The organism is Dactylosporangium sp. NPDC048998 (assembly GCF_043197855.1).
Taxonomy (GTDB): Bacteria; Actinomycetota; Actinomycetes; order Mycobacteriales; family Micromonosporaceae; genus Dactylosporangium.
The window spans coordinates 119,422-145,594 of sequence record NZ_JBICTV010000013.1 but is presented as its reverse complement, the minus strand read 5'-3'; the positions used below and the strand labels follow the sequence as shown (position 1 = coordinate 145,594).

27 protein-coding genes are annotated in these 26,173 nt (G+C 73.3%); 15 read left to right on the top strand and 12 right to left on the bottom strand.

Annotated features, from left to right (window positions below; translation table 11 throughout):
- Positions 1–8 precede the first annotated feature (8 nt).
- Positions 9–500 (bottom strand): FMN-binding protein, encoded by a 492-nt coding sequence (locus ACGFI8_RS27630; protein WP_392809229.1) that lies wholly within the window; start codon positions 498–500, stop codon positions 9–11.
- The gene (locus tag ACGFI8_RS27625) at positions 494–1,846 is read right to left on the bottom strand and encodes a ferric reductase-like transmembrane domain-containing protein (protein WP_392809227.1); all 1,353 of its coding nucleotides are present in this window, start codon (positions 1,844–1,846) and stop codon (positions 494–496) included. The genes ACGFI8_RS27630 and ACGFI8_RS27625 overlap by 7 nt, the downstream gene beginning before the upstream one ends.
- 133 nt (positions 1,847–1,979) lie before the next feature.
- Here ACGFI8_RS27625 and ACGFI8_RS27620 point away from each other — a divergent pair, with 133 nt between their 5' ends.
- Together ACGFI8_RS27620 and ACGFI8_RS27615 are read left to right on the top strand one after the other, a co-directional pair.
- Positions 1,980–2,504, top strand: coding sequence for a DUF2231 domain-containing protein (locus tag ACGFI8_RS27620; RefSeq protein WP_392809225.1), 525 nt, complete (start codon positions 1,980–1,982; stop codon positions 2,502–2,504).
- 36 nt (positions 2,505–2,540) lie between these two features.
- Entirely contained in the window at positions 2,541–3,269 is a 729-nt protein-coding gene (locus tag ACGFI8_RS27615) for a VIT family protein (RefSeq protein WP_392809224.1), read from the top strand.
- Between the two features lie 19 nt (positions 3,270–3,288).
- Here the strand turns inward: ACGFI8_RS27615 and ACGFI8_RS27610 are convergent, their stop codons facing one another.
- Positions 3,289–5,604 carry a LuxR C-terminal-related transcriptional regulator gene (locus ACGFI8_RS27610; protein WP_392809222.1) on the bottom strand — a complete coding sequence of 772 codons (2,316 nt, stop codon included), beginning with the start codon at positions 5,602–5,604 and terminating at the stop codon, positions 3,289–3,291.
- Positions 5,605–6,058: 454 nt separating this feature from the next.
- On the opposite strand from ACGFI8_RS27610, the gene ACGFI8_RS27605 reads away from it, so the two are divergent.
- The 4 genes from ACGFI8_RS27605 to ACGFI8_RS27590 all read left to right on the top strand — a co-directional run bounded on the left by ACGFI8_RS27605 (position 6,059) and on the right by ACGFI8_RS27590 (position 9,263).
- Positions 6,059–7,498: a GAF domain-containing protein gene (locus ACGFI8_RS27605; protein WP_392809220.1), complete on the top strand. Its 1,440-nt coding sequence runs from the start codon at positions 6,059–6,061 to the stop codon at positions 7,496–7,498.
- A 30-nt stretch (positions 7,499–7,528) separates the two neighbouring features.
- Positions 7,529–7,765 (top strand): hypothetical protein, encoded by a 237-nt coding sequence (locus ACGFI8_RS27600; RefSeq protein ID WP_392809218.1) that lies wholly within the window; start codon positions 7,529–7,531, stop codon positions 7,763–7,765.
- Between the two features lie 172 nt (positions 7,766–7,937).
- On the top strand, positions 7,938–8,075 hold the full coding sequence (locus ACGFI8_RS27595; RefSeq protein ID WP_392809216.1) for a hypothetical protein: 138 nt from the start codon (positions 7,938–7,940) through the stop codon (positions 8,073–8,075).
- A 138-nt stretch (positions 8,076–8,213) separates the two neighbouring features.
- A complete protein-coding gene (locus ACGFI8_RS27590) occupies positions 8,214–9,263 on the top strand; it encodes a hypothetical protein (protein WP_392809214.1) in 1,050 nt (349 codons plus the stop codon).
- An 11-nt stretch (positions 9,264–9,274) separates the two neighbouring features.
- Here the strand turns inward: ACGFI8_RS27590 and ACGFI8_RS27585 are convergent, their stop codons facing one another.
- From ACGFI8_RS27585 to sigJ, 3 genes are all read right to left on the bottom strand, one after another.
- The gene (locus ACGFI8_RS27585) at positions 9,275–10,141 is read right to left on the bottom strand and encodes an ion transporter (protein ID WP_392809212.1); all 867 of its coding nucleotides are present in this window, start codon (positions 10,139–10,141) and stop codon (positions 9,275–9,277) included.
- A gap of 140 nt (positions 10,142–10,281) precedes the next feature.
- Positions 10,282–11,715, bottom strand: a complete 1,434-nt coding sequence (locus tag ACGFI8_RS27580; protein ID WP_392809211.1) for a GH1 family beta-glucosidase — start codon at positions 11,713–11,715, stop codon at positions 10,282–10,284.
- 100 nt (positions 11,716–11,815) lie between these two features.
- Complete coding sequence (sigJ, locus tag ACGFI8_RS27575) at positions 11,816–12,712, bottom strand: RNA polymerase sigma factor SigJ (protein ID WP_392809210.1); 897 nt, start codon at positions 12,710–12,712, stop codon at positions 11,816–11,818.
- A gap of 244 nt (positions 12,713–12,956) precedes the next feature.
- On the opposite strand from sigJ, the gene ACGFI8_RS27570 reads away from it, so the two are divergent.
- The 3 genes from ACGFI8_RS27570 to ACGFI8_RS27560 all read left to right on the top strand — a co-directional run bounded on the left by ACGFI8_RS27570 (position 12,957) and on the right by ACGFI8_RS27560 (position 14,478).
- The gene (locus ACGFI8_RS27570) at positions 12,957–13,526 is read left to right on the top strand and encodes a hypothetical protein (RefSeq protein ID WP_392809209.1); all 570 of its coding nucleotides are present in this window, start codon (positions 12,957–12,959) and stop codon (positions 13,524–13,526) included.
- 65 nt (positions 13,527–13,591) lie between these two features.
- The gene (locus ACGFI8_RS27565) at positions 13,592–13,924 is read left to right on the top strand and encodes a hypothetical protein (RefSeq protein ID WP_392809207.1); all 333 of its coding nucleotides are present in this window, start codon (positions 13,592–13,594) and stop codon (positions 13,922–13,924) included.
- A 227-nt stretch (positions 13,925–14,151) separates the two neighbouring features.
- Entirely contained in the window at positions 14,152–14,478 is a 327-nt protein-coding gene (locus ACGFI8_RS27560) for a hypothetical protein (RefSeq protein WP_392809205.1), read from the top strand.
- A 64-nt stretch (positions 14,479–14,542) separates the two neighbouring features.
- Here ACGFI8_RS27560 and ACGFI8_RS27555 read toward each other — a convergent pair whose 3' ends face one another.
- Complete coding sequence (locus ACGFI8_RS27555) at positions 14,543–17,473, bottom strand: glycosyl hydrolase (RefSeq protein ID WP_392809203.1); 2,931 nt, start codon at positions 17,471–17,473, stop codon at positions 14,543–14,545.
- Positions 17,474–17,646: 173 nt separating this feature from the next.
- A complete protein-coding gene (locus ACGFI8_RS27550) occupies positions 17,647–18,111 on the bottom strand; it encodes an SDR family NAD(P)-dependent oxidoreductase (RefSeq protein ID WP_392809201.1) in 465 nt (154 codons plus the stop codon).
- 31 nt (positions 18,112–18,142) lie between these two features.
- Between ACGFI8_RS27550 and ACGFI8_RS27545 the strand changes: the two genes are divergently transcribed.
- Positions 18,143–18,415, top strand: coding sequence for a MerR family DNA-binding protein (locus tag ACGFI8_RS27545; protein WP_392809199.1), 273 nt, complete (start codon positions 18,143–18,145; stop codon positions 18,413–18,415).
- A 9-nt stretch (positions 18,416–18,424) separates the two neighbouring features.
- Here ACGFI8_RS27545 and ACGFI8_RS27540 read toward each other — a convergent pair whose 3' ends face one another.
- On the bottom strand, positions 18,425–19,162 hold the full coding sequence (locus tag ACGFI8_RS27540; protein ID WP_392809197.1) for a hypothetical protein: 738 nt from the start codon (positions 19,160–19,162) through the stop codon (positions 18,425–18,427).
- A gap of 333 nt (positions 19,163–19,495) precedes the next feature.
- Here ACGFI8_RS27540 and ACGFI8_RS27535 point away from each other — a divergent pair, with 333 nt between their 5' ends.
- Both ACGFI8_RS27535 and ACGFI8_RS27530 read left to right on the top strand, forming a co-directional pair.
- Positions 19,496–19,708, top strand: coding sequence for a hypothetical protein (locus ACGFI8_RS27535; RefSeq protein ID WP_392809195.1), 213 nt, complete (start codon positions 19,496–19,498; stop codon positions 19,706–19,708).
- A 9-nt stretch (positions 19,709–19,717) separates the two neighbouring features.
- The gene (locus ACGFI8_RS27530) at positions 19,718–20,338 is read left to right on the top strand and encodes an STAS domain-containing protein (RefSeq protein WP_392809194.1); all 621 of its coding nucleotides are present in this window, start codon (positions 19,718–19,720) and stop codon (positions 20,336–20,338) included.
- Here ACGFI8_RS27530 and ACGFI8_RS27525 read toward each other — a convergent pair.
- The 3 genes from ACGFI8_RS27525 to ACGFI8_RS27515 all read right to left on the bottom strand — a co-directional run bounded on the left by ACGFI8_RS27525 (position 20,325) and on the right by ACGFI8_RS27515 (position 22,673).
- Positions 20,325–20,825 carry a MarR family winged helix-turn-helix transcriptional regulator gene (locus tag ACGFI8_RS27525; protein ID WP_392809192.1) on the bottom strand — a complete coding sequence of 167 codons (501 nt, stop codon included), beginning with the start codon at positions 20,823–20,825 and terminating at the stop codon, positions 20,325–20,327. The two genes, ACGFI8_RS27530 and ACGFI8_RS27525, sit on opposite strands and share 14 nt — an antisense overlap.
- A 145-nt stretch (positions 20,826–20,970) precedes the next feature.
- Positions 20,971–21,168 (bottom strand): hypothetical protein, encoded by a 198-nt coding sequence (locus ACGFI8_RS27520; protein ID WP_392809190.1) that lies wholly within the window; start codon positions 21,166–21,168, stop codon positions 20,971–20,973.
- 80 nt (positions 21,169–21,248) lie between these two features.
- Positions 21,249–22,673 (bottom strand): protein kinase, encoded by a 1,425-nt coding sequence (locus tag ACGFI8_RS27515; RefSeq protein ID WP_392809189.1) that lies wholly within the window; start codon positions 22,671–22,673, stop codon positions 21,249–21,251.
- Positions 22,674–22,920: 247 nt separating this feature from the next.
- On the opposite strand from ACGFI8_RS27515, the gene ACGFI8_RS27510 reads away from it, so the two are divergent.
- From ACGFI8_RS27510 to ACGFI8_RS27500, 3 genes are all read left to right on the top strand, one after another.
- Entirely contained in the window at positions 22,921–24,144 is a 1,224-nt protein-coding gene (locus ACGFI8_RS27510; RefSeq protein ID WP_392809187.1) for a hypothetical protein, read from the top strand.
- A gap of 374 nt (positions 24,145–24,518) precedes the next feature.
- Positions 24,519–25,130, top strand: a complete 612-nt coding sequence (locus ACGFI8_RS27505) for a hypothetical protein (RefSeq protein WP_392809186.1) — start codon at positions 24,519–24,521, stop codon at positions 25,128–25,130.
- Positions 25,131–25,136: 6 nt separating this feature from the next.
- Positions 25,137–26,168: an SRPBCC family protein gene (locus ACGFI8_RS27500; RefSeq protein ID WP_392809185.1), complete on the top strand. Its 1,032-nt coding sequence runs from the start codon at positions 25,137–25,139 to the stop codon at positions 26,166–26,168.
- Positions 26,169–26,173: the final 5 nt, after the last annotated feature.

Sequence of the window (26,173 nt, the reverse complement as noted above, 5' to 3'; positions counted from 1 at the left end):
ACCTTCCCTCATTGCCCGAAGTGCGCGCTGTCCAGGGCGGCCTGCAGTGACTCGATGTAGCCCGAGCTGGTGACCGTGGCGCCGGAGACGGTGTCGATCCGGGCGCTCTGCGCCCGCAGGACCTCGGTGCGCAGCCGCGGCAGGGCGAAGGAGTTGATCTCCTCGTCCCGGCTGTTGCCGGACGGCCGTTGCAGCACGATCACGTCCGCGATCCGGCCGCCGGAGATCTTGACCTGGACCTGCACCGGCCCCCACCGGGTCTGCGCGACGCTGCCGTTGACCGTCGTGCTCCGCGCCGGCGGGGCCGCCGTCCCCGACGCGGCCGGGGCGGACGGCGGCGCGGTCTCGGGCACCACCCCCGGGGCCTGCTCGCCGCTGGCCTGCGCCGGGGGCGTGCCGCCGAGGCTGGTCCGGTAGCTGAACAGCAGGACCAGCCCGGCGGCGGTGGCCGCCGCGAACATCACGACGCGGCCCGGGCCGGGTTGGCGGGTCGTCACCATGCGAACTCCTCGGCGTGAATGCGCTCGTCGGCCACCCCGCAGGCGGCCAGGGTCCCTCGTACCGCGGCCATCCACGGCGGCGGCCCGCACAGGAACACGTCGTGCTCGGCGACGTCGGGTACCAGCCGGCGCAGGCCCGCCGGGTCGTTGCGCGCCGCGTACCGCGCCGGCAGCCAGGACCCGGTCCGCGGGCGGTGCCCGTCGAGATAGACCACCCGCACGCCGTAGTGCCGGGCGAAGCTGTCCAGCTCGTGGCGGAACACGGCGTCGTCGAGGGACCGGACCCGGTAGAGCAGCGTCGCGGCGGCGCCGGCCGGCGCGAGGTCGTCCAGCAGGGCCCGCATCGTCGTGATGCCGACGCCCGCCGCGACGAGCAGCACCTTGTACCGGTCGCGGCGCTCGGCGGTCAGCGCGCCGTAGGGGCCCTCGACCAGGACGCGGGTGCCCGGCGTCAGGTGCCGGATCCGGGCGCTGCCGTCGCCGAGATCCTTGACGGTGATCCGCAGCACATCGGCCCGGGGGCCGGCGGACAGGGTGAACGGGTGGGCCCGGGTCCAGCCCGGCCCGTCCAGGAACCGCCACAGGAAGAACTGCCCGGCCCGGGCCGGCAGGCGGTCCAGCCGGTGCCCGCGGATGTACACCGAGACTACGTCCGGCGCCTCGAACACCACGGACTCGACCCGCATCCGGTGGTAGGCCGACCGGAAGACCGGCAGCCCCACCCGGAACACCAGCACCGCCCCGAGCGCCGCCGCCCACAGGCCCCACCAGTAGGCCGTGGCCACCGGCGAGGAGGCGAAGTCGGTGCCCGTCCACAGCTGGTGCGGCAGCGCCAGGCCGACCCCGAGGTACGCGTACAGGTGGATCAGATGCCAGCTCTCGTACCGCATCCGCCGCCGCGCCGCCCGCACCGACAGCGCGACGACCGCCACCAGCAGCGCCGTGCCGGCGGTGGCCAGCAGCATGCCCGGGTAGGTGGCCACGAGGTCCCACGCCTCGGTCACCAGCCCCGTGTCGGAGGTCTGCGCGTATCCGACGGTGATCAGCACCACGTGCGCGACCATCAGCCAGAACGACACGAAGCCGACCGTCCGGTGCCGCCGCGCCAGGGCGTCCTGCCCATAGGCGCGCTCCACCCACGGGATGCGCGCCATCAGCAGCACCTGGACGAGCAGCAGATCGGCGGAGACCAGGCCCGACAGCCGGCCGGTCGTGGTGGCCGGGCCCCCCGGCATCAGGGCGGCCTGCGGCCCGTGGCCGGTCAGCCACAGGCCCACCACGACCAGCACGCTCAGCACCGCGCCGGCCGCGGCGCTCACCCGCACCGCGCTCGACCACGTCGTCATGGCATCCGCTCCTCCGTCCCGCTCCGGCGACAGGGGCCAGCCTGACCGCTGCGAATTGGAGAACCCCAAGAAACGGCCGCCTAGGCTTCGCCGGGAGCGAGGCGCGAAGCACGCGCTGGAAAGGAAAAACCCCGTGACGACCGTGAACGGCCTGCCGGCCCACGTCCTGCTGGTGCACGCCATCGTGGTGCTGCTGCCGCTGTCGGCGCTGCTGCTGGTGCTCACCGCGGCCTGGCCGGCTGCTCGCCGGCGCCTGGCCGGGGCAAACCTCGTGCTGTCCGCCGCGACGCTGGTGCTGACGCCGGTCACCACCGACGCCGGCGAGTGGCTCGAGCGGCGCGTGCCGAGCAGCGCGGTGCTGCGCGACCACACCGAGCTGGGCGACACCGCGGTGTGGGCGGCGCTGGCGGTAACGGCGATGGCGCTGGCGATCTGGTGGCGGCAGCGCGAGGCCGGCGGCCGGCGCACGCTGCTCTCCCGGCGCGTGCTGGCGCCGCAGTCGGCCGTGGTGACCGCCACGATCACCGCGGTTGCCGTCGTCGTGGCCGGGCTGGCCGTGGCCGACATCTACCGCATCGGCGACTCGGGCGCGAAGGCCGCCTGGGAGGGCCGGCTCAGCTCGACCCCGGCCGAGCGCCAGGCCCCGCCGCACCGCTGAGGCGGCGGCGGATCGACGGCGTCCTAGAGTAGTCGCATGCGTCGCGGTGAGCACAGTCCGGCCGGCCACCCCGGCGAGGCCCACGACAGCGGGATCTTCGAGCGGCTCAACTGGCTGCGGGCCGGGGTGCTCGGCGCCAACGACGGCATCGTCTCCACGGCCGGCCTCGTGGTCGGGGTGGCCGGCGCGACCACCTCCTCCGCGGCGATCGCCACCGCCGGGATCGCCGGGCTGGTGGCCGGGGCGGTGTCGATGGCGCTGGGCGAGTACGTGTCGGTCAGCAGCCAGCGCGACACCGAACGGGCGTTGCTGGCCAAGGAGCGCCGCGAGCTGGCCGCCTACCCGGAGGAGGAGCTCGCCGAGCTGGCCGCGCTGTACGAGGCGAAGGGGCTCACCCCGGCCACCGCGCGGCAGGTCGCCGAGGAGCTGACCGCACGCGACGCGTTCAACGCGCACGCCGACGCGGAGCTGCACATCGACCCGGACGGGCTGACCAACCCGTGGCACGCCGCGTCCGCCTCGGCGCTGGCGTTCACGGCCGGCTCGGTACTGCCACTCCTGGCGATCCTGCTGCCGCCGCCGGAGGTGCGGGTGGCCGTCGCCATCGTCGTGGTCGTCGCCGCGCTCGCCCTGACCGGCTACGTCAGCGCCTGGCTGGGCCGGGCGCCCGCCCGGCGCGCGGTGACCCGGCTGGTGCTCGGCGGCGCGCTGGCGATGGCCGTCACGTTCGGCATCGGGTCGCTCGTCGGCACCGCGGTCGGCTGACGCCCCGGCCGCCTCGCCGTCACAGCAGGTCGAGCTCGCGGGCGCGGCGCACGGCGTCGCGGCGGCGGTGGACGCCGAGTTTGCGGTACACCGCGGCGATGTGGGTCTTCACGGTGTTCGGCGACAGGTGCAGCTCGCCGGCGATCTCGCCGACGGTCAGGAAGCCGACGAGCATGCCCAGCACGCTCGACTCGGCCTGCGTCAGCTCGGGGCGGTCGCGCGGGCCGGCGGCCGGCGCGCCGCCCGGCGGCGGCACGCTGATGCGGGCGGCGCCCTCCAACAGCCGCAGGACGATGAACGGATGCCGGAGCTGTTCGCCGGAGGCCAGGGCGGCGGCGTCCCGGTCGAAGCGCTCAGCGACGGCGAGCCGGCCCGCCCGGCGGGCCCCGGCGGCGATGAGCAGGCGCAGCTCGACGGCGTGCACCAGGGACGCCTGGCGTTCGCCGAGAAACGGCCGGAGGATCCGCTCCACGTCGGAGCCGGGGCGGTGAGCGGTGGCCAGGGCGAGCCTCGCCGCGGCCAGGGCCGCGACCACCGGTGGGAACCTGGCGGCGTCGGCGTCGAGGTGGCGGGTGGCGTCGTGGATGAAACCGCGCGCGGTGAGCAGTTCGATGCGCGCCGCCCGGGGCGCCCAGCGGGGCAGCACGAGCGTGTCGGCGTCCTCGGCGATGAGCCGCTCGGCCGCGGCCAGCGCGGCGGCGGACTGGCCGGTCTGGTAGGTGGCCAGGAGCCGGTGGAAGGTCTCACCGGCCAGCAGCGCCGGGTCCGGCGGCCAGTTCTGGACGAGCAGGTCGTCGAGGCGGCGATGGGCCCGCTCGGGCTGGCCGCGCAGCACGGCGACGGCGGCGAGGGTGAGCAGCGCCCATCCCTCGTCGCGGGAGTCGGCGATGCCGTGGTGGTGCAGCGTGGCGCGCACGTCGGCGGCGGCGCGGGCGGCCGCGCGCAGCAGGCCCTGCTGGTGGTCGGCGACGGCGCCCATGCGGGTCGCCTTCAGCCGCAGCGCCGCGCCGCCGTCGACCGGTCCGTTGAGCGCCGCGGTGAGGCGCTGGCGGGCCGTGACGGGGTCGCCCGCCTGCAGGGCCCGCCAGGCGTACTCGAACAGGGAGCCGGCGGCCGTGCCCGGGCGGTGCCGGGTGGCGGGGCCCGTCCCGCGGGCGCGGGCCCGGCGCTTGCCGAGGGGCTCGTCGAGGGCGGCCGCGGCGTGGCGGTGCTCCTCGGCCGGCCGGCGGTGCTCGGCGTACCAGGCGGCGGCGGTGCGGTGCAGGTCGTGGAGCCGATCGGGGGCCGTGGTGAGCAGCCTGTGGTGCAGCGCCGCGCGCCAGAGCCGGGGCAGGCCGTACCAGCCCGAGACGCCGTCGAGCTCCACGAACACGCGGTGGTGTTCGGCGAGGGCGGCCAGCAGCGAGGCGCTGTCCGGCCGCCCGGTGAGCGCGGTGAGCAGTTCGGCGTTGACCGTGGTCAGGATGCTGGCCGCCTCGACCGCGTCGCGCTGGTCCGGCGCCAGCCCGGCCAGCACGTCGTCCTCGATGTAGCCGTCGAGATCGGCCCCGGTGCGCAGGATCTCGTCGAGGTGCTGCTGCATGTCGTAGGGGCCGTTCTGGAGCGCGTCGATGGCGATCGCGACGCCCGCGGCCCAGCCTCCGGTGACCGCGTAGAGGTGGCGTACGTCGGCCGGCGCGACGTCCAGACCGCGCAGCGCGCACAGCTGCGCGGTCTCGGCGCTGGTCAGCTGCAGGTCCCGCGGATCGAGGGCGGCGTCGGCCGGCAGCGCCGCGGGGCCCAGGCTCGGCGGGTTCGGCGGGTGGCGGCCGGCGAGGACGACCTGCACGGCCGGCTTGCGGGCCTGGGCCGCTTCGGGCGCCCCGTGCCGCAGCGGCGCGCCGATGAGCCGGTCCAGCAGGCGCGGGTCGGTGACCGCGTCGATGCCGTCGAGCACGACGGTGGCGGGCTCGTCCGGCGATCCGGCGTCGGCGGGCGGCAGCCGGTCCAGCATGCCGGCGGCCTCGGGCAGGCTCAGCAGCCCGCCGCCGGCAGGCGCGAGGTCGCCCGGTCGCGCGCCTGCCGGGGCGCCGCGGGCCTCGACCCGCCGCCACCGTACCCGCGCGGTGGCGGCGCCGGTCACCTCCACGTACACCGCCGGCGCGAGCGGAGGAAGCTGATCCAGCCAGTCCAGCAGCAGCATGGTCTTGCCGGCGCCGGCGGGGCCGTACACCGCCCTGACCGCCGCGCCGCTCGCGTTGAGCGCCGACAGCAGCCGCGGCCGGCGCAGGTATACGCCGCTCGCGTTCAGCCGCCCGGGTAGGTCATCCATCAGGATCTGACGGCCGTCGGACACCGGTGCATCGGCGCGGTGCGGTGCGGTCCGCATGGCCGCTGGGCCCGGCGCCGGGGCACCAGGGACGGCAGTCGCGGTGCAGGGATGTGCGGTCCATCGCCTCGGTCTCCCCAACCTCGCCAACGATCCGCGACGGCCACGTCCGGCTGCGACCACACGGCTACAGGCCGTCAAGCCGACGATGCATCACCGCGCGAGGGTCTGTCTATCGGTTGTGTCGATCGGGCGGATTCATGTCGGAACGGTGATGCGGTTAAGGTACGTGCGGCCATCGATGTCTGCCGGATCAATGGATGCATACCGGCTGCGGACGGCTCTTGCCCGGGTGCCGCGCGCGGGCCGGGCACCGAATGTGCCGGATCGTGGCCGCGCGGCGGATACCAGCGCAAACGTGCGGGGGATACACCTGCATAAGAGCCTCAAGCTGACCACTGTGATCCGCACCGGAGTAGTCGTGATCGACGTGCTGGGTACCGTCACCGCGGTCCACGACGCCGCCCGGCTGCATGCGGTGGCCGCGACCGGGCTCGGGGCCGCCCCGCACCCCTGGTTCGATCACGTCGTGGCCTACGCCCGCCGCGTCCTGGGGGTCCCGATCGCCCTCGTCGTGCTCGTCGAGCGCACCCGCCAGATCCTGCCCGGCTCGGCCGGGCTGCCCGAGCCCTGGCAACACCGGCGCGAGACGCCGCTGACCCACTCGATCTGCCAGTACGTCGTGGGCGCCCGGACCCGGCTCGCGATCGACGACGTGCGCCGCGACCCGGTCCTGCACAGCAGCGACGCGATCCGCGACCTCGGCGTCACCGCGTTCGCCGGCGTCCCGGTCCGTGGCCGCGGCGGCCACGTGCTGGGCGCCCTGTCCGCGATCGACTCGCGGCCGCGGGTGTGGACCGCGCAGGAACTCGCCACGCTCGACCGCATCGCCGCCCGGTGCGACCGCAAGCTGCTCGCGCTGAGCGTGGGCCCGGCGCCGTCCGAGCCGGCACCCGGGCACCGCGCCGTGCCGGCGGCGCGGTGCCCGTCCTCGACGCCGGTGACCCGGGGCGACCTGTGGACGCCGCGGCGGCTGCCGGCGGGCGCCACGCTGGATCGTCGCCTGCCGCTGCGCACCGACGGCGCGGACGCCGTGCTGTCCGGGCGCTGGAAGGGCGAGTCCGTGGCGGTGATCATCCGTACCGCCGACGACCCGCCCGCCGTGCGCCGGTTCCGCCGCCGGCGCGAGGTCGCCCAGGCCTTCCGGCGAACCCCGCCGCTGGTGCTCGCCGATGAGCACCGCTGGCACGACGACCGGACGCTGGTCGTCAGCCGGGCCGTCGGCGAGCCGCTACAGGCCGGTCCGGACGATCCGCCGGTCACCGACCGCGCCCGCTGGGCCCGCCTGATCCAGGCCGCGGCGCTGCTGTCTACCTGGCGGCCCGCCCCCGAGGAGGTCGACGCCTGGACCGTCGACTACGACGCCTGGATCGCCCGGCACGAACGGGGCGGCCACCTCTCCGCCGGCGACGTCCGCCGCCTGCGGGACCTGCTGGACCGCTGCCGGGCCGACCGGACGTTCGCCCACGGCAACCTCACCCCGCGCAGCGTCCTGCAGCTGCCGTCCGGGCGGCTCGCCCTGACCGACTTCGCCGACGCCGGGCTCTACCTGGCCGGATTCGACCTCGCCGCGCTCCTGCTCGCCGCGCCCGATGCGCAGGTCGGGCGCGACATCGACGACCGGGTCCACGACGCCGACATCGCCGAGCCGTTCCTCGTCAACCTCATGCTGCGCACCGCCGACGAGGCGGCGACCGCGCCGGCGCCGACGACGACGCCGGGCCTGGCCCGCCGCCGCGCCGCGCTGGTCGGCGCGCGCCGCCACATCCACCTGCTGCTGGCGCGCCTCGCCGGCCTATGACGTACTCCGGCGAGGAGTAGCGTTGCCGACGTGGTCACAGGCGTTCTCGTACTGGTGGCCCTATGGCTGGTCTGCGCCTTGGCCACCCTCTGTGTCGCATCGCGCCTGGCGCGGCAGAGCGACCAGCATCTCCGCCACGGCGACCGGCACGAGCACTCCTGGCCCGCGCCGCACCACGACACACTCGGCGAACCGCTGCAGGGCGCCCGGCGGGCACTCCGGCCCCGGCCGCGGGCGCGGCGGGCCGGGCGGCGCCTGTCCCACTGATCCGTGCACACCTTGGCCCGGGCCGGGCTCCGGTGACGTTCGGCCCGCCGGTTCGGGCCCTCGGCCTCGACCGTTGCCGCGGCCCGGGCGGCATCGTTGGAGGTGGCGCCGAGGCGATCGGCGGCGAGGGGCGGCGATCGGCCCGGAGAGGTCGGATCGGAGGCGAGCGGCGATGCGTGGTCGGAATCTGCGGGCGTTCCTGCTCGGAGTGGGCGTCGCGGCCGTCGGCGTCGCCATGAGCGACGCCCTCGCCCGGATGACCGACCGGGCCGTGCGGGGCACCGCCGGCGCCGGGCGGACCAAGTCTTGATGGCCACCCATCCATAAGAAGCGATGCAGACCGCTCGCGTATTACGGGTTTGGGGTGCATTTCACAGGGCGGTGACAGCCGTCGACCATACCGTTAATCTCCTTTCCAATTAACGGCTCGTGGTCGAGGGAGCACCCTATGCGTCGAGTCTTGGCCGTTGCCCTGTTGTTCGTGGCGCTCATCGTGGCGCCGGCGGCACCCGCCTCCGCCGCGAGCGGCCCCATCCAGGTGTACGGCGCCTGGCACTGCGGCAACGACGCGTGCATCTGGGGCACGGTCCGCACCGTCAGCGAATTCGACAGTCAGAACCACTGGCTCATCGACCGCGGCGACGGCCGGCCCTCCGTCAACGTGGTCGTGCTGAGCTTCCTGCAGCCGCTCAAGCTGCTGCACCTCACCGACGACGCCACCACCAGCGCCGGCGTGCCGAAGGGCATCACGCCGGACATCGTCAACTACTTCACCAGCCGTGGCGTACGGGTCATGCTGTCGATCGGGGGGATCACGTACACCGGCGCGTGGGACAGCGCCCTGACCGAGAACCCGGCACAGCTGGCGCGCAACGCCGTCGCGGTCGCGCAGCGCCTCGGCGTCGGCATCGAGATCGACTACGAGCAGAACTCGGCGCCCAACCTCGCCGGCCTGCAGACGTTCATCAACACCTACCGCGCGGCCCTGCCGTACGACGCGACCGGCGCCAACCCGGCCGCCCGGCTCACCATCGACGTCGCCGCGGGCGACCGCTGGCTGATCGACCTCGACCGCAAGGCGACCGCCGACTGGCTACGCACCGACGTGCCCGTCCTCGACTACGCCAACGCGATGGTGCCGTCGAAGCAGCCGACGGCCAGCGACGCGATCGCGAACTGGCAGGAGCACATCGACGGCAAGCCGCAGTACTCGCCGCAGATCCCGCCGCTGTCTCCCGCGAAGTTCACCGGCAGCCTGTACATCGCCGAGGGCAACAAGGTCCGGGCCGAGTGCACCGACTTCGCCAACTCGGTGCAGCGGTCGACCGGCTCGTTCATGCAGACGACCGGCATGCTCGGGTTCATGTTCTGGGCCGCGGAGCGGCCATCGACCAGGGGCGTCGGCACCACGCCGCCGAACACGTGCCAGGGCGGCGTCGGCGCCGGTGCCACCGCCTATCAGATCCCGGTCCCGCTGCCCGCGCTGCGGCAGAGCTGACTCGGTATCCCTCAGCGGTCGGGGGCCGTCCTCGGGCGGCCCTCGTCGCGGTCGATGCGCAGGTCCCGTTCCAGCTCGAACAGCAGCGTCCGCAGATCGTCCAGGCGCTGGCTGATCACGATCCGGTCGATCTCGTCCGGGACGCCGTCGCCGTCCTCGTCGAAGTCGGCGGCCAGCCCCTCGGTCATCTCCAGCCGGCGGGCCTCCACCATCGAGTTGACGATGACCGCGATCAGGATGTTCACCAGCAGGTTCACGGTGATGAGCACGTAGCTGACGTAGTACACCAGCGTCCAGGGCGACAACGCCATGCCCTGCTCGATCAGGTTCGGCAGCGTCTCGAGCGAGAGCAGCACGAACAGGGTCAGCACGGCCCGGCCGATGGTGCCGTACTCCGCCGGGTAGGTCTTGCCGAAGATCAGCCAGCCGGCCATCCCGTACACGTAGAAGGTCACCAGGGCCAGCGCGAGGAAGCCGCCGACCCCGGGCAGGCTGCGCAGCAGGGCGGCCACGATGGTGCGCAGCCCGGGGGAGAAGCGCACCAGCCGCACCACCCGGGCGATCCGGATCACCCGCAGGGCCGCGGAGTCGCCGTGCAGGCCGGGGATGAACGCGGCGGTGATGACGATGAAATCGAAGACGTTCCAGCCCTGCTTGAAGAAGTCCTGGGGCCGGCGGCCGTACGCCAGAATCCGGATGGCGATCTCGGCGAAGAAGACGGCCCGGAAGACCCACTCGAGCGCGTCCAGCAGCAGGTGGACGGCGCCGAGGTCCGGGTAGGTCTCGACGCCCAGCACGAGCGCGTTCGCGCCGATGGCGACGACGATCGCCACCTCGAACCCCCGCGACTGCGAGACTCTCGCGGACCATCGCGCCACCCGCGACAATCTGGACGTGGAAACTGCGGACGAGAGCGCTCGCTGGCGGGGTACGGTCTCTTCGGTCACCCCGAAATCTCAACATGCCACCGACGGATGATGTCAGGCGAGCGCCTCGCCGCCGTCGATGCGCGGCGTGGTCAGACCCCGTTGCGGGCGATCACGGCCTTGTACCAGTCGGCGCTCGCCTTGTGGGTGCGGCGCTGGGTGGCGAAGTCGATGTTGACGATGCCCCAGCGCTGTGTGTAGCCCTCGGCCCACTCGAAGTTGTCCATCAGCGACCAGAGGTGGTAGCTCTCCAGCTTCACGTCGGCCTTGATGGCCCGGTGGGCGGCGGCCAGGTGGTCGCGCAGGAACGTGATGCGGTCCTGGTCCTGCATCGCGTTCTTCGTCGCCATCCCGTTCTCCGTGATGGTCAGCGGGATGTCGCCGTAGTCGCGCTTGATGCGGGTGAGCAGGTCGAAGAGCCCGTTGGGGTCGATCTCCTGCCACGTCGCCTGCGACGTGGGGTGTTGCATGACCCGGCTCCCCGTGCCGGTCACGTGGGTGGTGCCGTAGTAGTTCACCCCGAGCAGGTCGCTCTGCGCGCCGATGACGGCCAGGTCGCCGTCCTTGATCGCCGCGCGCAGCGGCGCGTCGGCCGGCTGCGTGGCCAGCCAGTCCTGCGGGTATCGCCCCAGCAGCAGGGGATCGAGCCAGCGGCGGTTCTCCTCGCCGTCGGCGATCGTCGCCTGGCGGCGTGCCGCCGCCGAGTCGTCGGCGGGGTAGGTGGGCGACAGGCTGAGGGCCGCGCCGATGCGGCCTTTGGCGTTGGTACCGCGCAGTGCCTGCACCGCGAGCCCGTGCCCGAGCAGCAGATGGTGACCGACCACGTTGGCCAGCTGCCGGTCCCGCTTGCCGGGGGCGTGCGTGCCGGCCGTGTAGCCGACGTCGACGACGGTCTTCGGCTCGTTGAGCGTCAGCCAGATCGGCACCTTGTCGCCGAGCGCGGTGAACATCGTGTGCGCGTAGTCGGCGAACCACTTCGCGCAGTCGCGGTTCTCCCAGCCGCCGAGGTCCTGCAGCGCCTGCGGGGTGTCCCAGTGGAACAGCGTGACCACCGGCGCGATCCCGCGGGCGAGCAGCCCGTCGACGAGCTTGCGGTAGAAGTCGAGCCCCTTGGCGTTGACCGTGCCCCAGCCGGTCGGCAGCACCCGCGGCCAGGAGATCGAGAACCGGTACGACTTCAGGCCGAGGTCCTTCATGAGGTCGAGGTCCTCGTGGAACCGGTGGTAGTGGTCGGCGGCCACGTCGCCGGTGTCCCCGTTGCGGATGCGGCCCGGCTCGTGGCTGAACACGTCCCACACCGACGGCCCGCGGCCGTCTTCCTTCGCCGCGCCCTCGATCTGGTACGCCGACGTCGCCGCCCCCCAGCCGAAGTCCCTCGGGAACACCAGCTCCGCCGGGCTCGCCGAGGCGCCGCCGCCGGGCGCCTCGATGGCGGCCGCGCCGTTCGCCCGCCGCGGTGAGCCTCCGTAAGCGCAGCCGGCAACCGCGCCCGCGGCCGCCAGGGTGAGGAGATGTCGCCGTCGCATGCGGCGAAAGTAGCGCGACCTTGGCTTACCCACAAAAATCGCCTCAATTGCTGACGTGAACGGCCAAACGCCGGCCGTCGCGCTGGATGCGACCCTCCGATCAGACCTCCGGCAGCCGGCCCGCCCCGGTCCAGGGGCGGAGCTTCTCGGGGTTGCGCACCGCCCAGATGCGCGTGATCCGGTCGCCCGCGATGTCGAAGGCCATCACCGTCACGGTGACGCCGTCCTGCTGCGCGACCAGCCCGGGCTGGCCGTTGACCGTGCGCTCCAGGATCGTCAGGCCGGGCGCCTTGGTGGCGACCTCGACCAGGCCGCGCGCGATCCGCTCGCTGCCCTCGACCGGGCGGAGCGCGGCGGCGACGAGGCCGCCACTGTCGGCGATCGTCGTGGCGTCGGGGTCGAGCAGGCCGATGAGGGCGTCGATGTCCCTGGCCTCCCACGCGGCCTTGAAGTCCCGGACGATGCCGGCGCGCCGGGCGGCCGGGGTCGCGGGGGCCTGCGACGCGCGAATGCGGCGGCGGGCCGACGAGGCCAGCTGGCGGCAGGCCGCCGGCGTGCGGCCGACGATCTCGGCCACCTCGGCGAAGGGATAGCGGAAGACGTCGTGCAGGACGAACGCGACGCGCTCGGCAGGGGTCATCGACTCGAGCACGACGAGGAAGGCCATGCTGACCGACTCGTCGAGGGTGACCCGGTCGGCCGGGTCGGCGGTCGTACCGTCCGGCCGCCCGCCGATCCACTCCGTGCGGTCGGGCAGCGGCTCCGGGACCCATTCGCCCACGTAGCGCTCCCGCCGGGCCCGCGCCGAGCCCAGCAGGTCGAGGCAGATGCGGCTGGCGACCGTCGTCAGCCAGGCGCCCGGGGATTCGATCGCCTCCTGCTGTTGCGCGGGCATGGCGTACCAGCGGGCGTACGTCTCCTGCACGACGTCCTCGGCATCGGCCAGGGAGCCGAGGAGACGGTACGCGAGATTGATCAGCTGACGCCGCTCGCTCACGATCGCGCTCAGGTCCGGATCGGGCCGGCCCTCTTCTGGCTCAGATTCTGGCTCGGATCGCTCGGATCGCGCGGTCATGGTGTCGCTGGCTCCCTCGCTCGTATCTACCCTCACCGGTACGACGAAACACCGCATCGAACTGTGAGGCCGGCACCGCAACGGGCGGTCGCAGGTCCCGCCGGGGTGAGGTCGGCCGCCGCCGGGGGCGCTAACGTCCATACTGGCTAACCCGAAGGGATTCGCGATGTCCTCGAATGTGGCCCTGATCATCGCCATCATCGTGCTCGTCGTGGTGATCGCCGGCCTCTCGACGATGGCGATCGGCCGGCGCCGTCGCACCAAGGCGCTGCGGCGCCGCTTCGGGCCCGAGTACGACCGGGCGGTCGCCGAGCAGCCCAGTCGCCGCGCGGCCGAACGCGACCTGCAGGAGCGCGAGCGCCGCCATGCCGACCTGGGACTCAAGGACCTCGATCCGCACAAGCGGCAGCGGTACGCCGAGCAGTGGGCGCGCACGCAGGCGCACTTCGTCGAGGAGCCGGAGGCCGCGACCCGCGAGGCCGACGCGCTCGTGACGCGGGTGATGGCCGAGCGCGGGTATCCCGTCGGGGACTTCGACACGCGCGTCCAGGACCTCAGCGTCGACCACGCCGAGACGCTCGGCCACTACCGCGACGCGCACGAGATCAACAAGGTGAACGAGCGCGGCCAGGCGTCGACGGAGCAGCTCCGCCAGGCGCTGATGCACTACCGGGTGCTGTTCGCCGAACTGCTCGGCGACGCGCCGGGCGGCCGGCCGGTACCGGGGCACGGCTGATTCCACCGCGATCCGGCGCGTTGCAACGCACAGGAGCGGGGAGTACCACGAAAGGCGGGATCGCGATGCGTGACGATCCGCCCACGAAGGCCACCGCCGGGGGCGCGCAGCCGGAGCCAGCCCCGGGGAACGAGCCGGGGATCTGGGATGCCGCCAGGGCCGATGAGTTTCGGCGGCGCTGGCACCTGCTGCAGACCCACTTCGTCGAGGACCCGGCGGGCAGCGTCACCGGGGCGAGGCAACTGCTGGACGAGGCCGTGCAGGCGCTGGCCGACAGCGTCCACGACCGCGAGGACGAGCTCGAGCGCGCCGGCGCGCGGGCATCGGACAGCACCGAGGGCATGCGGGACACGGTGCTGCGCTACCACCAGCTGCTCGACCGCCTGCTGTCCGTCTGAGCCGCCGACCGGTCCGCGTGGCGGCGGGTTCCATGCTGTCGTGGCCGTGCCCGGGCTTATGTCCCGGGCACGGTCACGGTGTGGGGTGCGCGAATTCGTCAACAGATGCGTGGCATGGATATCGCGGTTGGGAAGGCATTGATGCACGACACTTCCCAATCGACAATTGATCGCGCCACGATCGGCTTTTCGAGGCGAATTCCCGCTCCCTACGTGTGGAGGTGCCCGTGTTTCGACGTCTCCTGACCCTCGCCGCCGGCGCGACGCTGGCCAGCGCCGCAACGCTCGCGGTCGCCGCGCCCGCCCAGGCCGCGGTCGTTGACGTTACCTTCGGCCCGCTGTCCATCGGCGGGTACTGCCAGTCGCGGTACCCCACCTCCTGGATCGGCTTCTACGAGAGCTCCGGGCTGCGCTGCTACGCCGGCTCGGGGTCGCCGCTGCAGTACGTCGGCACCGGCGACCCGTACCTGGCCTGCAAGTACCTCACCCCGGACGTGGTCATGAGCGCCCTGCGCGGCGCCTCGGACGCGCTGGTGTGCCGAGTGATCCGCTGACCGAGTTCACGGGCCGGCCGCTTGCCTGGCGGGGCCGCGAGGGCGGCCCCGCCAGGGCGGAGCGCTAACTGACGGTGTACGGGATGGTGAGCGTGGACTGGCGGCCGTCGGCCGCCGTGGCGTCGACCCGGACCGTGGTCGGGGCGTTGCCGATGGCGTTCCACAGTTCGAGCCGGACGCAGCCGCGGTTCATCGCCGACAGGGTGCCGGTCGACGAGGCGAGCCCGGCCGCCTGCGTGTATTGCTCGGTGCCGACGATCGGGTCGGTGGCGAAGTAGCGGTACGTCTCGACCCGGCCGTACGTGCCGCCGCCGGTGAAGTCGTACGACACGCGGGCCTGGATGCCCTGCCCGACGGCGGTTCCGGCGTCGACGTGGAAGGTGAACTGCGTCTGGCCGCCGTTGGCGGAGCCGGTGATGCCGCAGGCCTGATAGGTGACGGGGTTGTGCGGGGTGCCGTCCCAGTTGCCGTTCGCGGCGGTGACGGTCTGGGTGGTGGCCCCGGTACCGGCCGAGGTGGCCAGCGCCGGCCCGCTGCGCAGGTAGAAGAGGTTCGAACCGGCCGGCGGGTTCGACGGGGGCGGCGAGGACGGCGGCTGGGACGACGGCGCCGGCGAGGACGGGGGCGGCGACGACGGCGGGGTGCTCGTACCGCTGCCGCCGACCCAGGTGTACGCCCCGGTCGTCGCGGTCTTCCCGGCGGCCACGGTGAGCGTGCGGCCGTCGGAGAAGGTGACGGTGATCGGCGCGCCGCTCAGGTTGGTCGCCGCGTACGTGCGGGCGCCGTTCTTCGTGAACACCGCGTAGAGCGGCGTGTTCGCGGTGACGGTGGCGTCGACCTGGCCGAGCGCGGCGAGGTTGCGAATCCAGTGGAAGGTGTGCGCGCGGCTTTCGCCCTCCTCCGGGGTGTACCCCGGGTTGGCCCGCAGGTTCGCCAGTGCCTGGTCGCCGTTGCCGAGCGCGAGGAACGACCACAGCACGTCCTGCCAGACGGTCGGCTGCCCGCCCTTGTTCGTCACCAGCTCGTTCCAGTTGACGGTGACGTACGCCGGCTTGTACCCGAGGTAGAACGAGCCTCCGGTGATCGGCAGCATGTTGATGCCCTGGATCATCTCGGGCGCGGCGCTGAACCAGGTGGCGTAGGCGCCGCCGTCGCCCCAGACCATGCCGACGGTGTTGTGCCCGAACGCCGACGGGAAGTTCTGTTTCGACGAGTCCAGCCAGTACTCCTGGATCGCCTGCGCCTGCGTGCTGTAGATGAACAGGCCGGCGTCGCGCACGGCGGTGTTGCCGGTGGCGATGCCCCACTGGATCAGGGCGTTGGCGAAGTTCATGCCCTCCGACGAGGACTCCTGGTTGTTGCCGGCGAAGAACGAGCCGTGGCCGGATGCCCAGTCGTGCCCGGCGTAGATGTCGAAGTCCCGCAGGAACGGGAACATCGTGTCGTTGCGGTCCGGGTTGTTGGCGTCGCGGATGAGCAGGTTGACCATGCCGCCGTAGGCGCCGGTCGCGGCCCACGCCGGGTCGAACTTCGCCAGGGTCGCGGCGGCGGCGATGTAGTACCCGTAGTGGAAGTGGTGGTCGTTGAGCTCGGCGTCGGAGCCGTACGAGGCCGGGTAGCCGATGAGCGTGCCCCAGTTCTGGTCGTATGCGAACAGCCGGCCGGTCTTCCCGGCGCTGGCGGTGAACCAGTCGGTGAGCCGGGTGCGGATCGCGGCCAGCAGCGCGTCGCGCTGGGCGGTGCGGCCGAGCTGGTCGGCGAGCTCGGCGGCGCGGGCGGCGCGGCCCAGGCCCTTGCCGGTCCAGTAGGTGTCGTTGCCGAAGGCCGCCAGGGGATCGCCGGTGGCGACCTGGTCGAGGTAGCCGCCGACGGTGGTCAGATCGGCGCCGGAGGAGTCGGCGACGGCGGGAATCTCCGGCAGTACACCCTGGAACTTCGTGGCCGTCGTGAACGCGCCGGCACCGGTGAGGATCTTCATCGTCCCGCGCGGGGAGACGTAGCTCTGCGCGATCGGCGTGGTGCCGCTGAGGTTCTTCCACTGGTGCGGGTACAGCGCGACGACGGTGCCGGAGCCGGTGCCCTCGCGGGCCGTCGTGGTGACCGTGTAGGTCGCGTTCACCGTGCTCGCCGACTGGTTGTAGCTCCACGCGACGCGGGTCCCGGTGACGTGGTTGTGCGCGTACTGCCCGTAGGTGTTCGCCAGGGCGGTCCGGTCGGCGGCCGGGGTCGATGGGGTGGTCGGCAGCAGCGCGACGGAGAAGTAGTCGCGCCCGGCGAGCCCCGACGTGATCGTGGTGCCGCTGACGGTCCAGGTGGCGCCGGTCGGGGCGTAGGCCATGTAGTCGTGGCCACGCACGGTGAAGCCGATCCGGTCGCCGCTGTTGGACCAGACGCTGGGCGCGCCGGCGAAGGTGAGCTGGGCGTTGCCGCCGGTCGTGCGCGCGTACACGAACGGCAGGCCGTGACCGATCGTGGCCTTGAGCGTGCGGGCGCCGTCGGACCAGGACGGGGTGACGGTCCAGTCGGTCCAGCCGTCGACGAGCGTGTTCGGGGCGTTCAGCCCGGTCACGCCGAGGGTGAATTCGGTGGTGTACGGGTAGTGGTACTCGCCGACGCCGGTGGCGGTGCCGGAGATCGCGGCGTCGGTGGTGTAGGAGACGCCGAGCCCGTTGGCGGCGGGCTGGAACGCCATCGGGTGCGCCTGCAGCGGCATGGAGTAGGCGCAGTCGGTGCGCTTGAACAGCAGCGACGACCACCAGTCGTTGGTCGGTACGGCGCCGGCGGGCGCGTTGGCGGTGACGTACTGGCGCGGGTTGGTGGCGATGCTGCCGCAGCCCGTCGGCCCGGTGGTGCCGGCCGGCCGGGTGGTGGCGTAGCTGCCGGAGCCGAGGGTGGCGGCGTTGGCGTCGGGGAGTGTCAGGAAGGTCAGGGCGGTGGCGATCACCGCGACGGCGATCGTGGCGGCCGTGACGGGCCGGCCTCTGGCAAGACGCATGTTGTGGACTCCGTGATGAGAAGTGGCGGTTCCGGGGTCCTTGCGAATCATGCGCAACAGCGGTGACCATTGTCAATGCCAGTGACCGGAGAGCGCTCTCAAAAACCGCCTTGAGCTGCGGTTACATGTTGAGAGCGCTTTCGGCTCACTCCCGTGTGGCGATACCGGCCCGGCTACGGCAGGGCGGCGGGCAGGCCGGTCAGGGCCGCCGACATCGCCCAGAGGCGGGCGGCGTCGGCCGGGTCGGCGCGAAACGGGGTGACCGCGCAGTCCGCGCAGTGCACGCCGCCGAGGTCCGGTGTCACGGCGGCCCACACCTGGGTCGCGGCGCCCTGTGCGGGGGTCTTGAAATAGTCGGCCGGGCGGCCGTGCTCGTCGATCCAGCCGGCGTCGCGCATCTCGTCGTGGGTGAGGTGGCGCTGCAGCGGGGTGAGGACGGCGCCCGGGTGTACCGAGCTCGCGCGGATGCCGTGCGAGCGGCCCAGCGCGTCGAGATGGGCGGCGAACAGGGCGTTGGCGGCCTTCGACTGCCCGTAGGCGGCCCAGCGGTCGTACGCCTCGGTGACGAAGAACGGGTCGTCCCATCGGGGCGTCGGGGCGGACGTTGGAGGAGACCACGACGAGGGCCTCTTCCACACCGAGGTCCGCCGCGACGCGAGCGGCCGGCGCGTGTACGGCCGGCACGACCTGGACTGGCTCGAGGTCTGCACCAAGTTCCGCGCGTCGGGCATGCCGCTGGAGCTGATCCGGCGGTTCGCCGAACTCGTCCGCGAGGGCCCGGGCAACGAGGCCGAGCGGCTCGAACTGCTGCGCGCGCACCGGTGCCGGGTCGAGGACCGGATCAAGCAGCTGACCGACTGCCTGGCCCTGATCGAGGGCAAGGTCAGCACCTACGAGGAGCACCTCGCCCGGGGCGCCGCCGCCACCCTCTGGACCGGCTGAGTCTGAGGTTCAGAGTCTGTTCGTGGCGGTGTTGAGCAGGTACCACGCCAGGGCGGTCAGTGTGCCGCTCGCGGCGGTCGCGATGAGCAGCGTGGGCCACGCGCGCCAGAGGCGGTGCGTCGTTGCCAGCCAGGCCAGGACCGCGAGCGGCAGGACGATCTTGAACAGGTTCCCGATCGCCACGCCCACGAAGAACGCGTCGTGTTGCAGGTCGGGCGTCGTCAACAGGTGCCAGAGCTGCGTCGTCATCACCGCGCACCAACCCTCGCCGGACAGCAGGCCGCACGCGACTCCCGCAGCCGCGGCCGCGCGCGACGGGCCGCCGGCTCGCGCGGTGTGGCCGAGCAGCCCGAGGACCGGCCCCGCGACGAGGGAGCCGATCAGCCACAGTGCGGTCATGAGGGCGACCGAGCGCAGGCCGTAGAGGTCGGCCGGCGTGCCGTCCTCGAGCACGCCGCCGCTCCATCGGCGGCTGACCACCAGCACGAGCAGGTAGTACAGCAGCGTCGCCACCACCAGCAGCGCGGTGGCGTCGGCGGCGGCCCGTTTCGGGGAGACCGCCGAACGGCCGGCCAGGAACGCCGCGAGGCCCCAGGCGAAGCCGCTGCTGGTGAGGGCGGTCAGGACCTGTCCCGCGGCGCCGTCGACGTAGTCGGCCGCGAACGCGAGCAGACCCAGCGCGACGGCCGCGATGATGCTGCCACGGCGTCGCGCCACACGAACGCCGACGAAGTTCCGGAAGGCCATCGCCGGGTTCTACATCCTCGCGGCGCGACGGCGCAAACGCTCAGGTTCGCCGCCTCGCCGGGCGCAGGTGGCGCGCGCTCGCGCGCCCGGGTCACTGTCCGGGATCCGCCGGGGCCTCGGCGCCGTCGAGCCAGAGCTCGGCCTCCTCCGCGAAGGCGCGGCGGACGCGCGCGGAGGTCTCGGCGCGTTCCCGCGGGTCGACGGCGCCGAATCGGCGACTGAGCGGCGATTTGTCGTCGAACCGTCATGGTGCTGCCAAGGTCTCGTCACGGCGCTGAGACAACGATGGATGGCAACCGGTCGGCTCGACGGACTCAATGGGAGGTCTGAGGGATGACGGTGTTGCACGATCCCGACGGCACCGACTTCAGCCTCGTGTGCGACGGCTGCGGGACGACGATCGATCGGCTCGGGGCCAACCTGCACAACTGGGAGCTGGCCTGGAGCCTCGTCAGGAGGCACGGCTGGGTCGGCGAACGGTCGCGGCAGGGGCCGCACGGCTGCCCGAAGTGCACGACGCGGTCCGCCTACGCGGTCGACGGCTGAGGTGGTCGGATGACCGCGCTGCTGAGCCACGACGGCACCGACTTCAGCCTCGTCTGCGACGGCTGCGGCCGGACGGTGGGCAACCTGGCCGCGGCGCTGCCCGACTGGGAGCTCGCCTGGGGCCTGTTCAGCCAGGACGGCTGGCGGGGCAGCGACCTCGCGATCGGCCCGCACACGTGCGGCCGGTGCGTGCCGCCGGCGTCGCTGGCCCGCATCGGCGCCCGGTCACTTGACCGACCCTCGGTGACGCCGGCGGGGCGGTCGTCGCAGCGCATGGTGGTCCAGGTGCTGTCCGACGTCCGCGCGATCTACCTGCGCGGCGACCTGCTGCACGCCGACGACGCCCGGCTCTGGGACCTGCTCAGCGGCGAGCCCGGGCGGACACCGCACCTGATGGTCGACGTGAGCCGGGTCCGGCGGCTGAGCTCGGCGACGGTCGACGTCCTGGTCCGCGCTGCTCGTCGCGCGGCCGGCAGCGGCGGCCGGACCTGCCTGGTCGGAGCCGGCCCCGGCGTGTCCGGCGCGCTGCGCATGCTGTGTCTGCAGGACGTCCTGCCGGTCCACGCCGACCAGGTGACGGCGCTGGAATACCTGCGCGGCGGCCGATCGGGCGCGGTCAGCCGACGTTGAGCCGCGCGGCGTCCTCGGCCGAGTGCTGCCAGCACCGCCACCACTCGTCGTCGGGAAGCTCGCCACCGGCCTGCACGAACCGGTGCAGCACGGTGAGGGTGCGCCCCGAGGCGACGAGCCCGCTGTCCCGGACGATCCGGCGCAGCTCGTCCTGCCGCGCCAGCATGACCGCGCCCACCGTCGCGCGCCCGGCCGCGGTGAGCCCTAGCCAGACCGTGCGGCGGTTGCCGTCCCGCTGAAAGCGCTGCACCATGCCCTTCTGGCAGAGCCGGTCGCACATGCGCGTCAGCGTCGAGGCAGCCACGCCCAGCTCCCGCGCCAGCTCGGCGCTGCGCCGCGGGCCGGTCGCCAGCACCACCAGGGCCCGATACTGCGGCAGGGTGACGTCGACGTCGAGCGCCGTGAGGCTGCGGGCGGTGAGGGCCACCATCGTGCGGCTCACCGCGAGGAGGGCACTCACGAGCGGCTCGTCGTCGGCTTCGGACATCGCTCCATCGTCGCACTCCGCTACCGCGCCGCCCTTCGCGGCCACGGCGTGCCGGAGGCCTTGTACGCCGGCACGCCGCGAGGGGCCCCGTCCGTCTCCGGGGACAATCTCCGGGGGCCAAGACGCCAGGGCCGGTCAGGGCCGGTCACGGCGGCGTCAGCCGGGCCGGCCCGGCACAGTCCGGGCAGCGGTGCCACCACACGCCGCCCAGCCGTTCGGTCTGCCAGCCCTGCGCCTGCGCCGCCGGCCAGATCGTCTCCCGATCGGCTCCGGCGGCTCGGAAGGTGGCACCGCAGCGGTCGCATGAGACCTCCGCCGCGCCGGGTTGCGCCGTGACGAGCATGCTCCCTCACCTCCGGAGGGGTGTCGTTCCTTGCAGTGTACAATTTTATGAACGTATATGGATCCGCCGACCGGACGGCGTCAGTGATCCGCCGGCTCGACGGTGAAGATCGACACGATGCGCTGACAAGACGCCCCGTCGAGCTGGAAAGCGGTCGGAAACCCGGCGTCGGCCCGGTGGATCGCGCCGAGGAGCTCGACCTTGGCCGGCGCCCCGGCGGTGAGCGGCCCGTCGCCGCTCAGCGTCACCTCGGCGCCCGACTGGCTCCAGTTCGTGCCGGTTGCCTGCGTGACCTGCTGCCCCGGCGGAACCCGGAAGCGCAGCACCCACGGCCGCTGCGTGGTGCCGGCGATCGACAGGTCGGCGGCGAAGGTCGTTGCCGTCAGGTGTCCGACGTACTTCACGACACAGCCCTCCGCGGCGGGGGACTGCTCGCTGCTCGCGGTCGCGGCGGGCGTCGTCCACAGCGGGCGCATCCATCCGCCCGCGCCGACGAGCGCCGCCACCCCGGCCACCAGCACGGCCCGGCGCCGCGACCGGCGGTCGGGCCCGGCTGGCCGGGCCGGCTGGGTCGGCCGGGACTGCCAGGGAACCATGCACGGGTACCGGGGGCGCTCGGGCCCGCGCGGCGGGGTGTGCGGCCCGGGAACGGCGACCTCGGCCTGCGCCTCGCCCGCGTGCGTCGCCAGCGCCGAGCGCAGCACGCCGGCGGCGTGCCGGCTGGACGGCCGCCGATCGGCCTCGTCGGCGAGGCAGCCGTCGACCAGGGCGGCGATTTCGGCCGGCACCCCGGCTGTCGGCGGCAGCCGCACCTGGCCCTGGACCGAGGCCGCCCGGCGCTGCCGGACCAGGGCGTGCCGGGTGGCGTCGGCCCAGGGCAGCGCGCCGGTCAGCATCTGGTACAGCACGACCCCGAACGCGTACATGTCGGCCGCCGCCGTCACGGGCTCGCCGCGCAGCTGCTCGGGCGCCATATACTCGGGCGTGCCCAGCAGCACGTCCTGCGGGCCGGCCGGGCCGGTGCCGACGATCCACGAGAGCCCGAAGTCGACCACCTTCACGCGCGAGGGGGTCAGCATGATGTTGCCGGGCTTGATGTCGCGGTGCACCACGCGATGCAGGTGGGCGGCCGAGAGGGCGTCGGCGACCTGGACGGCGATGCGCACGGCATCGCGCCAGTCCAGCGCGGCGGAGCCGGCGAGACGGTGGTCGAGGGTCTCGCCGTCGACGTACTCCATCACCAGATACGGCGCCGGGCGGCGCAGGCCGCGCGGGCGGTGGCCGGCGTCGAACACGGCGGCGACATTCGGATGGTTGATCCGGGCGACCGCGCGCGCCTCGGCGGCGGCCCGCTCGCGGGCGCGGGCCGATCCGGCGAGCTCCGGCAGCAGCAGCTTGATCGCGACGGTGCGGTCCAGCCGGGTGTCGACGGCGCGCCACACCTCGGCCATGCCGCCCGAGCCGGCCTGGCTCACCAGCCGGTAGCGTCGCGCGAACCTCGGCACCGCTGCAGTCTCCCGTCATCGCCTGCGGTCTCGGATCCGCACGGTACCGATTGGCGATCTCCGGAGGCCAGGCCTGTTCCCGGCCGCCGGAGCAATGACACGGGACCGTCACATTCGCGGCGGCGGTGCGGGCAAATTATTGCACTCTTACAACGGTGCGCCGCTTGTCCTGCGGAGGGCGCCGGAAGCGGGCATACTCGAAGGCGGTTCGATTTTCCCCGGCACGGACAAGGACACCGCAGGCGACATGGAGCTGGAAGGCCGGTACCGCTTGGACCGCCTTGCCGGCAACGGCGCCACGGCGGAGATCTGGCGCGGCTACGACGCGCTGCTGCGGCGACCCGTCGCGGTCCGGCTGCTGCGTCCGGACCGTCCCGGGCGCGCGGAGGAGTTCCTCGCCGCCGGGCGGACCGCCGCGCGGCTGACGCACTCCAACGTCGCCGCGGTCTACGACGTCGGCGTCGCCGAGCTGCCGCTGCGGGGCGAGACGCCGTTCGTGGTGATGGAGCTGGCCGACGGGCCGTCCCTGGCCGAGCGCCTCGCGGCGGGCCCGCTGGCCTGGCCGGAGGCGGCGCGCATCGGCGCCGAGGTCGCCGCCGCACTCGCGGAGGCGCACGGCCGATGGGTGAGCCACGGGACGCTCATCCCGGCCAAGGTCGTGCTCGCCGACGTCGGCGCGAAGGTGATCGGGTTCGCCGGCGACATGCTGGACGACCCCGACGGCGCGTCCGCCGACGTGCAGGCGCTCGGCGCGCTGCTGGCCGCGTGCTTCGACGACCGTCCCGGCCACCGGCCCCCCGACGCGCTCGTGGCGTTCGCGAGCCGGTGCCTGAGCCCGGAGCCGTCGCTGCGGCCGTCCAGCGACGAGGCGGCCCTGACGCTCGCCGGGATCGCCGGGGCCTCCGTGGAACTGCCGGCCTTCCTCACCGCCGGCGCCGAGACGCGGGTCGATGCGGCCGTGCCGCGCACGGGCCGGCCCCGCGCCCGCGGGCGCATGCGGTGGACCGTGCGCGCGGTCGTCGCCTCGGCCGGCGCGGCGGCCTTGCTGCTGGGCACCGTGGCGGCCCTCGGCCAGGTGGGGCCGGGCCCGGGGATGCCGTGGTTCGGCCACCCGCCCGGGGTGGCGGCGGTGCCGCCCGACGACCCGCCGTGCGCCGACGCCGCGCTCGACCCGCGGGCGTGCGTGCCCGCCGCGGCGCCGTCCCACCCCGCGGCGACCACGATCGCGCCCGTGCCGGTGCCGACGTCCCGGTCCCCGAAGCCCTCGGTGAGCCGGACGACCGGACCCGCCTTCTCGCCGTCGCCCTCCTCGGCGCCGGCCTCACCGTCGCCTTCGGCTTCGGCCTCGGCCTCGGCGCCGGAGTCGTCGGCGCCGCCCTCGCCGTCCGTCACGCCCTCGCGCTCCACGAGCGTCTCGCCCGCGCCGTCCGGCAGCACCGCGACGGAGTCCGTGTCGCCCGGCACGCACTGACCGGCCCCCCGCCGAGCCCGGTCACCGGGTGGCGCAGTTTCCGCGCCCCTAACAAACCCTGACAAATTGCAACGCTGCTGTCGATGCAACGGCACTGCACCGTGACGGGTCCTGGCGGGCTCCGCGCACGGCGGACGGTGGTACACCGTGAAGCTCACCGGCATCATGGCCAAGTACGACCTCTACCGCTACGACCAGTCCTGAGCAGACCGGCAGCGCCTCGATCGCCAGATGTCGGCCCGCCGCCGGGCGATCTCGGGCAGCCGACCGACGCATCCGCGGATCTGTTTCGTGGTCGCCGCCCCGGGTAGGTCGCCCAATTCGGGCGATTCTTCGGACCCACGGATGCTGGATCCGGGGCGGAAGGAGGGGCCATGAACTGCCGGACGCAGGTGTTGCTCGCCGCCGGGGTGGGTTATCTCCTGGGGCGCCAGCACAAACTGCGCTGGGGGCTCGTGCTGGCCGCGGCAGCGCTCGCCGGCCGGATCAGCGGGCCGGGCGACATCCTGCAGCGGGGGGTGAGGGCCCTCAGCGGATCCAAGGAGCTGGGCAGACTCGCCGAACTCGGCGCTCCCCTGGTGGCGGCGGGCAAGGACGCGGCCAGGGCCGCCGTCACCGGTCAGATCGAATCGGTCACCGATCGGCTTCGCGATCGTGCCGATCTGCTGCGCCAGCCCGTCGGCAGGCGGCGGCCCCGCGAGGCGGAGCCGGAAGAGGAGAGGGCCCGGCCGCGACGGCGTCCTTCCGCGGAGCGCGAGGAGGAGTACGAGGAAGAGGAGCGTCCCCGCCGTCGTCCCGCGCCTCGGGCGCGCGAAGAGGGATACCCGGAGGAGGAGCGGCCCCGGCGCCGGCCCCCGGCCGCGCCGCGCGCCGAGGAGGAAGACGAAGAGTACGACGAGCCCTACGAGGAGCGCGAGTCGCCGTCGGGCGTCGCCCGTTCGCGTCCCGAGGCCGGTCGGCCGCCCGTGCGGCGGCGGGGCAGGTGATCCGCCATGGCGGCGAAATCGAGCGGCGCGGCGACGGGCGTCGGAGGGAAGATCACCGAGCTGCTGCTGCAGGAGTTGCGCAATCTCGCCTCGGCCGCCGGCGAGCGCGTGCTGGCCTCGCTCGGTGACAAGGTCGGCTCGGTGACCGAGCGGCTGACGGAGTACGCCGAGGGCAGCGGCAGCACCGGCCTCGTGGCGGCCGTGACCGGCGCGAAGAAGATGGCCGAGGGGCGCTCCCCGACCTCGGCGATGGTCAGCGGCGGTCTGGCCGGCATCAAGGAGAAGATCAAGGGCCTGTTCGGCGGCGGCAAGGGCAAGGGCGCGAACAAGAACTTCAACCGGAAGGTCACCAACATCGTCGAGACGCTCGACGTCGGCGTCCCGCTCCGGGTCGCGTACAACCAGTGGACGCAGTTCCAGGACTTGCCGAGCTTCATGAAGAAGCTCGAGAACGTCAAGAAGGAGTCCGACGAGAAGAGCAGCTGGAAGGCGCAGGTCTGGTGGTCGCACCGCGACTGGGAGGCGACGATCGTCCAGCAGATTCCGGACTATTGCATCGTGTGGCGCTCGAAGGGCCCGAAGGGGCGCGCCGACGGCACGGTGACGTTCCACGAGCTGGCGCCCAACCTGACCCGCATCCTGCTCGTGCTGGAGTACTTCCCGCAGGGCCTGTTCGAGCAGACCGGGAACCTGTGGCGCGCCCAGGGCCGCCGCGCGCGGCTGGAGTTCAAGCACTTCCGCCGGCACGTCATGACGCGCACGATCCTGAACCCGGACGAGGTCGAGGGCTGGCGCGGCGAGATCCGCGACGGCGAGGTCGTCAAGGACCACGAAACGGCGCTCGCGGAGGAGCAGGAACAGGAAGAGCAGCAACGCCGCGCGGAACAGGGCGAGGAAACGCCCGAGGAACCGGGCGAGGAAAAGCTTGAGGAAGAAGAAGAGGAAGAGCCCGAGGAAGAAGAGCTTGAGGAAGAGCCGGAGGAGCAGGAGCCGCCGCTGCGGAGGCGGCAGCCGAGTACACGGGCGAGAGTCCGTTGACCGAG

What these genes read in the sequence shown, in the direction of transcription:
- ACGFI8_RS27525 (WP_392809192.1), bottom strand. Translation starts at nt 20,825, where the DNA reads ATGTCCGAAGCCGACGACGAGCCGCTCGTGAGTGCCCTCCTCGCGGTG.
- ACGFI8_RS27630 (WP_392809229.1), bottom strand. Translation starts at nt 500, where the DNA reads ATGGTGACGACCCGCCAACCCGGCCCGGGCCGCGTCGTGATGTTCGCG.
- ACGFI8_RS27555 (WP_392809203.1), bottom strand. Translation starts at nt 17,473, where the DNA reads ATGCGTCTTGCCAGAGGCCGGCCCGTCACGGCCGCCACGATCGCCGTC.
- ACGFI8_RS27535 (WP_392809195.1), top strand. Translation starts at nt 19,496, where the DNA reads ATGACGGTGTTGCACGATCCCGACGGCACCGACTTCAGCCTCGTGTGC.
- ACGFI8_RS27615 (WP_392809224.1), top strand. Translation starts at nt 2,541, where the DNA reads ATGCGTCGCGGTGAGCACAGTCCGGCCGGCCACCCCGGCGAGGCCCAC.
- ACGFI8_RS27520 (WP_392809190.1), bottom strand. Translation starts at nt 21,168, where the DNA reads ATGCTCGTCACGGCGCAACCCGGCGCGGCGGAGGTCTCATGCGACCGC.
- ACGFI8_RS27625 (WP_392809227.1), bottom strand. Translation starts at nt 1,846, where the DNA reads ATGACGACGTGGTCGAGCGCGGTGCGGGTGAGCGCCGCGGCCGGCGCG.
- ACGFI8_RS27580 (WP_392809211.1), bottom strand. Translation starts at nt 11,715, where the DNA reads ATGCGACGGCGACATCTCCTCACCCTGGCGGCCGCGGGCGCGGTTGCC.
- ACGFI8_RS27505 (WP_392809186.1), top strand. Translation starts at nt 24,519, where the DNA reads ATGAACTGCCGGACGCAGGTGTTGCTCGCCGCCGGGGTGGGTTATCTC.
- ACGFI8_RS27510 (WP_392809187.1), top strand. Translation starts at nt 22,921, where the DNA reads ATGGAGCTGGAAGGCCGGTACCGCTTGGACCGCCTTGCCGGCAACGGC.
- ACGFI8_RS27530 (WP_392809194.1), top strand. Translation starts at nt 19,718, where the DNA reads ATGACCGCGCTGCTGAGCCACGACGGCACCGACTTCAGCCTCGTCTGC.
- ACGFI8_RS27500 (WP_392809185.1), top strand. Translation starts at nt 25,137, where the DNA reads ATGGCGGCGAAATCGAGCGGCGCGGCGACGGGCGTCGGAGGGAAGATC.
- ACGFI8_RS27590 (WP_392809214.1), top strand. Translation starts at nt 8,214, where the DNA reads ATGCGTCGAGTCTTGGCCGTTGCCCTGTTGTTCGTGGCGCTCATCGTG.
- ACGFI8_RS27565 (WP_392809207.1), top strand. Translation starts at nt 13,592, where the DNA reads ATGCGTGACGATCCGCCCACGAAGGCCACCGCCGGGGGCGCGCAGCCG.
- ACGFI8_RS27570 (WP_392809209.1), top strand. Translation starts at nt 12,957, where the DNA reads ATGTCCTCGAATGTGGCCCTGATCATCGCCATCATCGTGCTCGTCGTG.
- ACGFI8_RS27595 (WP_392809216.1), top strand. Translation starts at nt 7,938, where the DNA reads ATGCGTGGTCGGAATCTGCGGGCGTTCCTGCTCGGAGTGGGCGTCGCG.
- ACGFI8_RS27540 (WP_392809197.1), bottom strand. Translation starts at nt 19,162, where the DNA reads ATGGCCTTCCGGAACTTCGTCGGCGTTCGTGTGGCGCGACGCCGTGGC.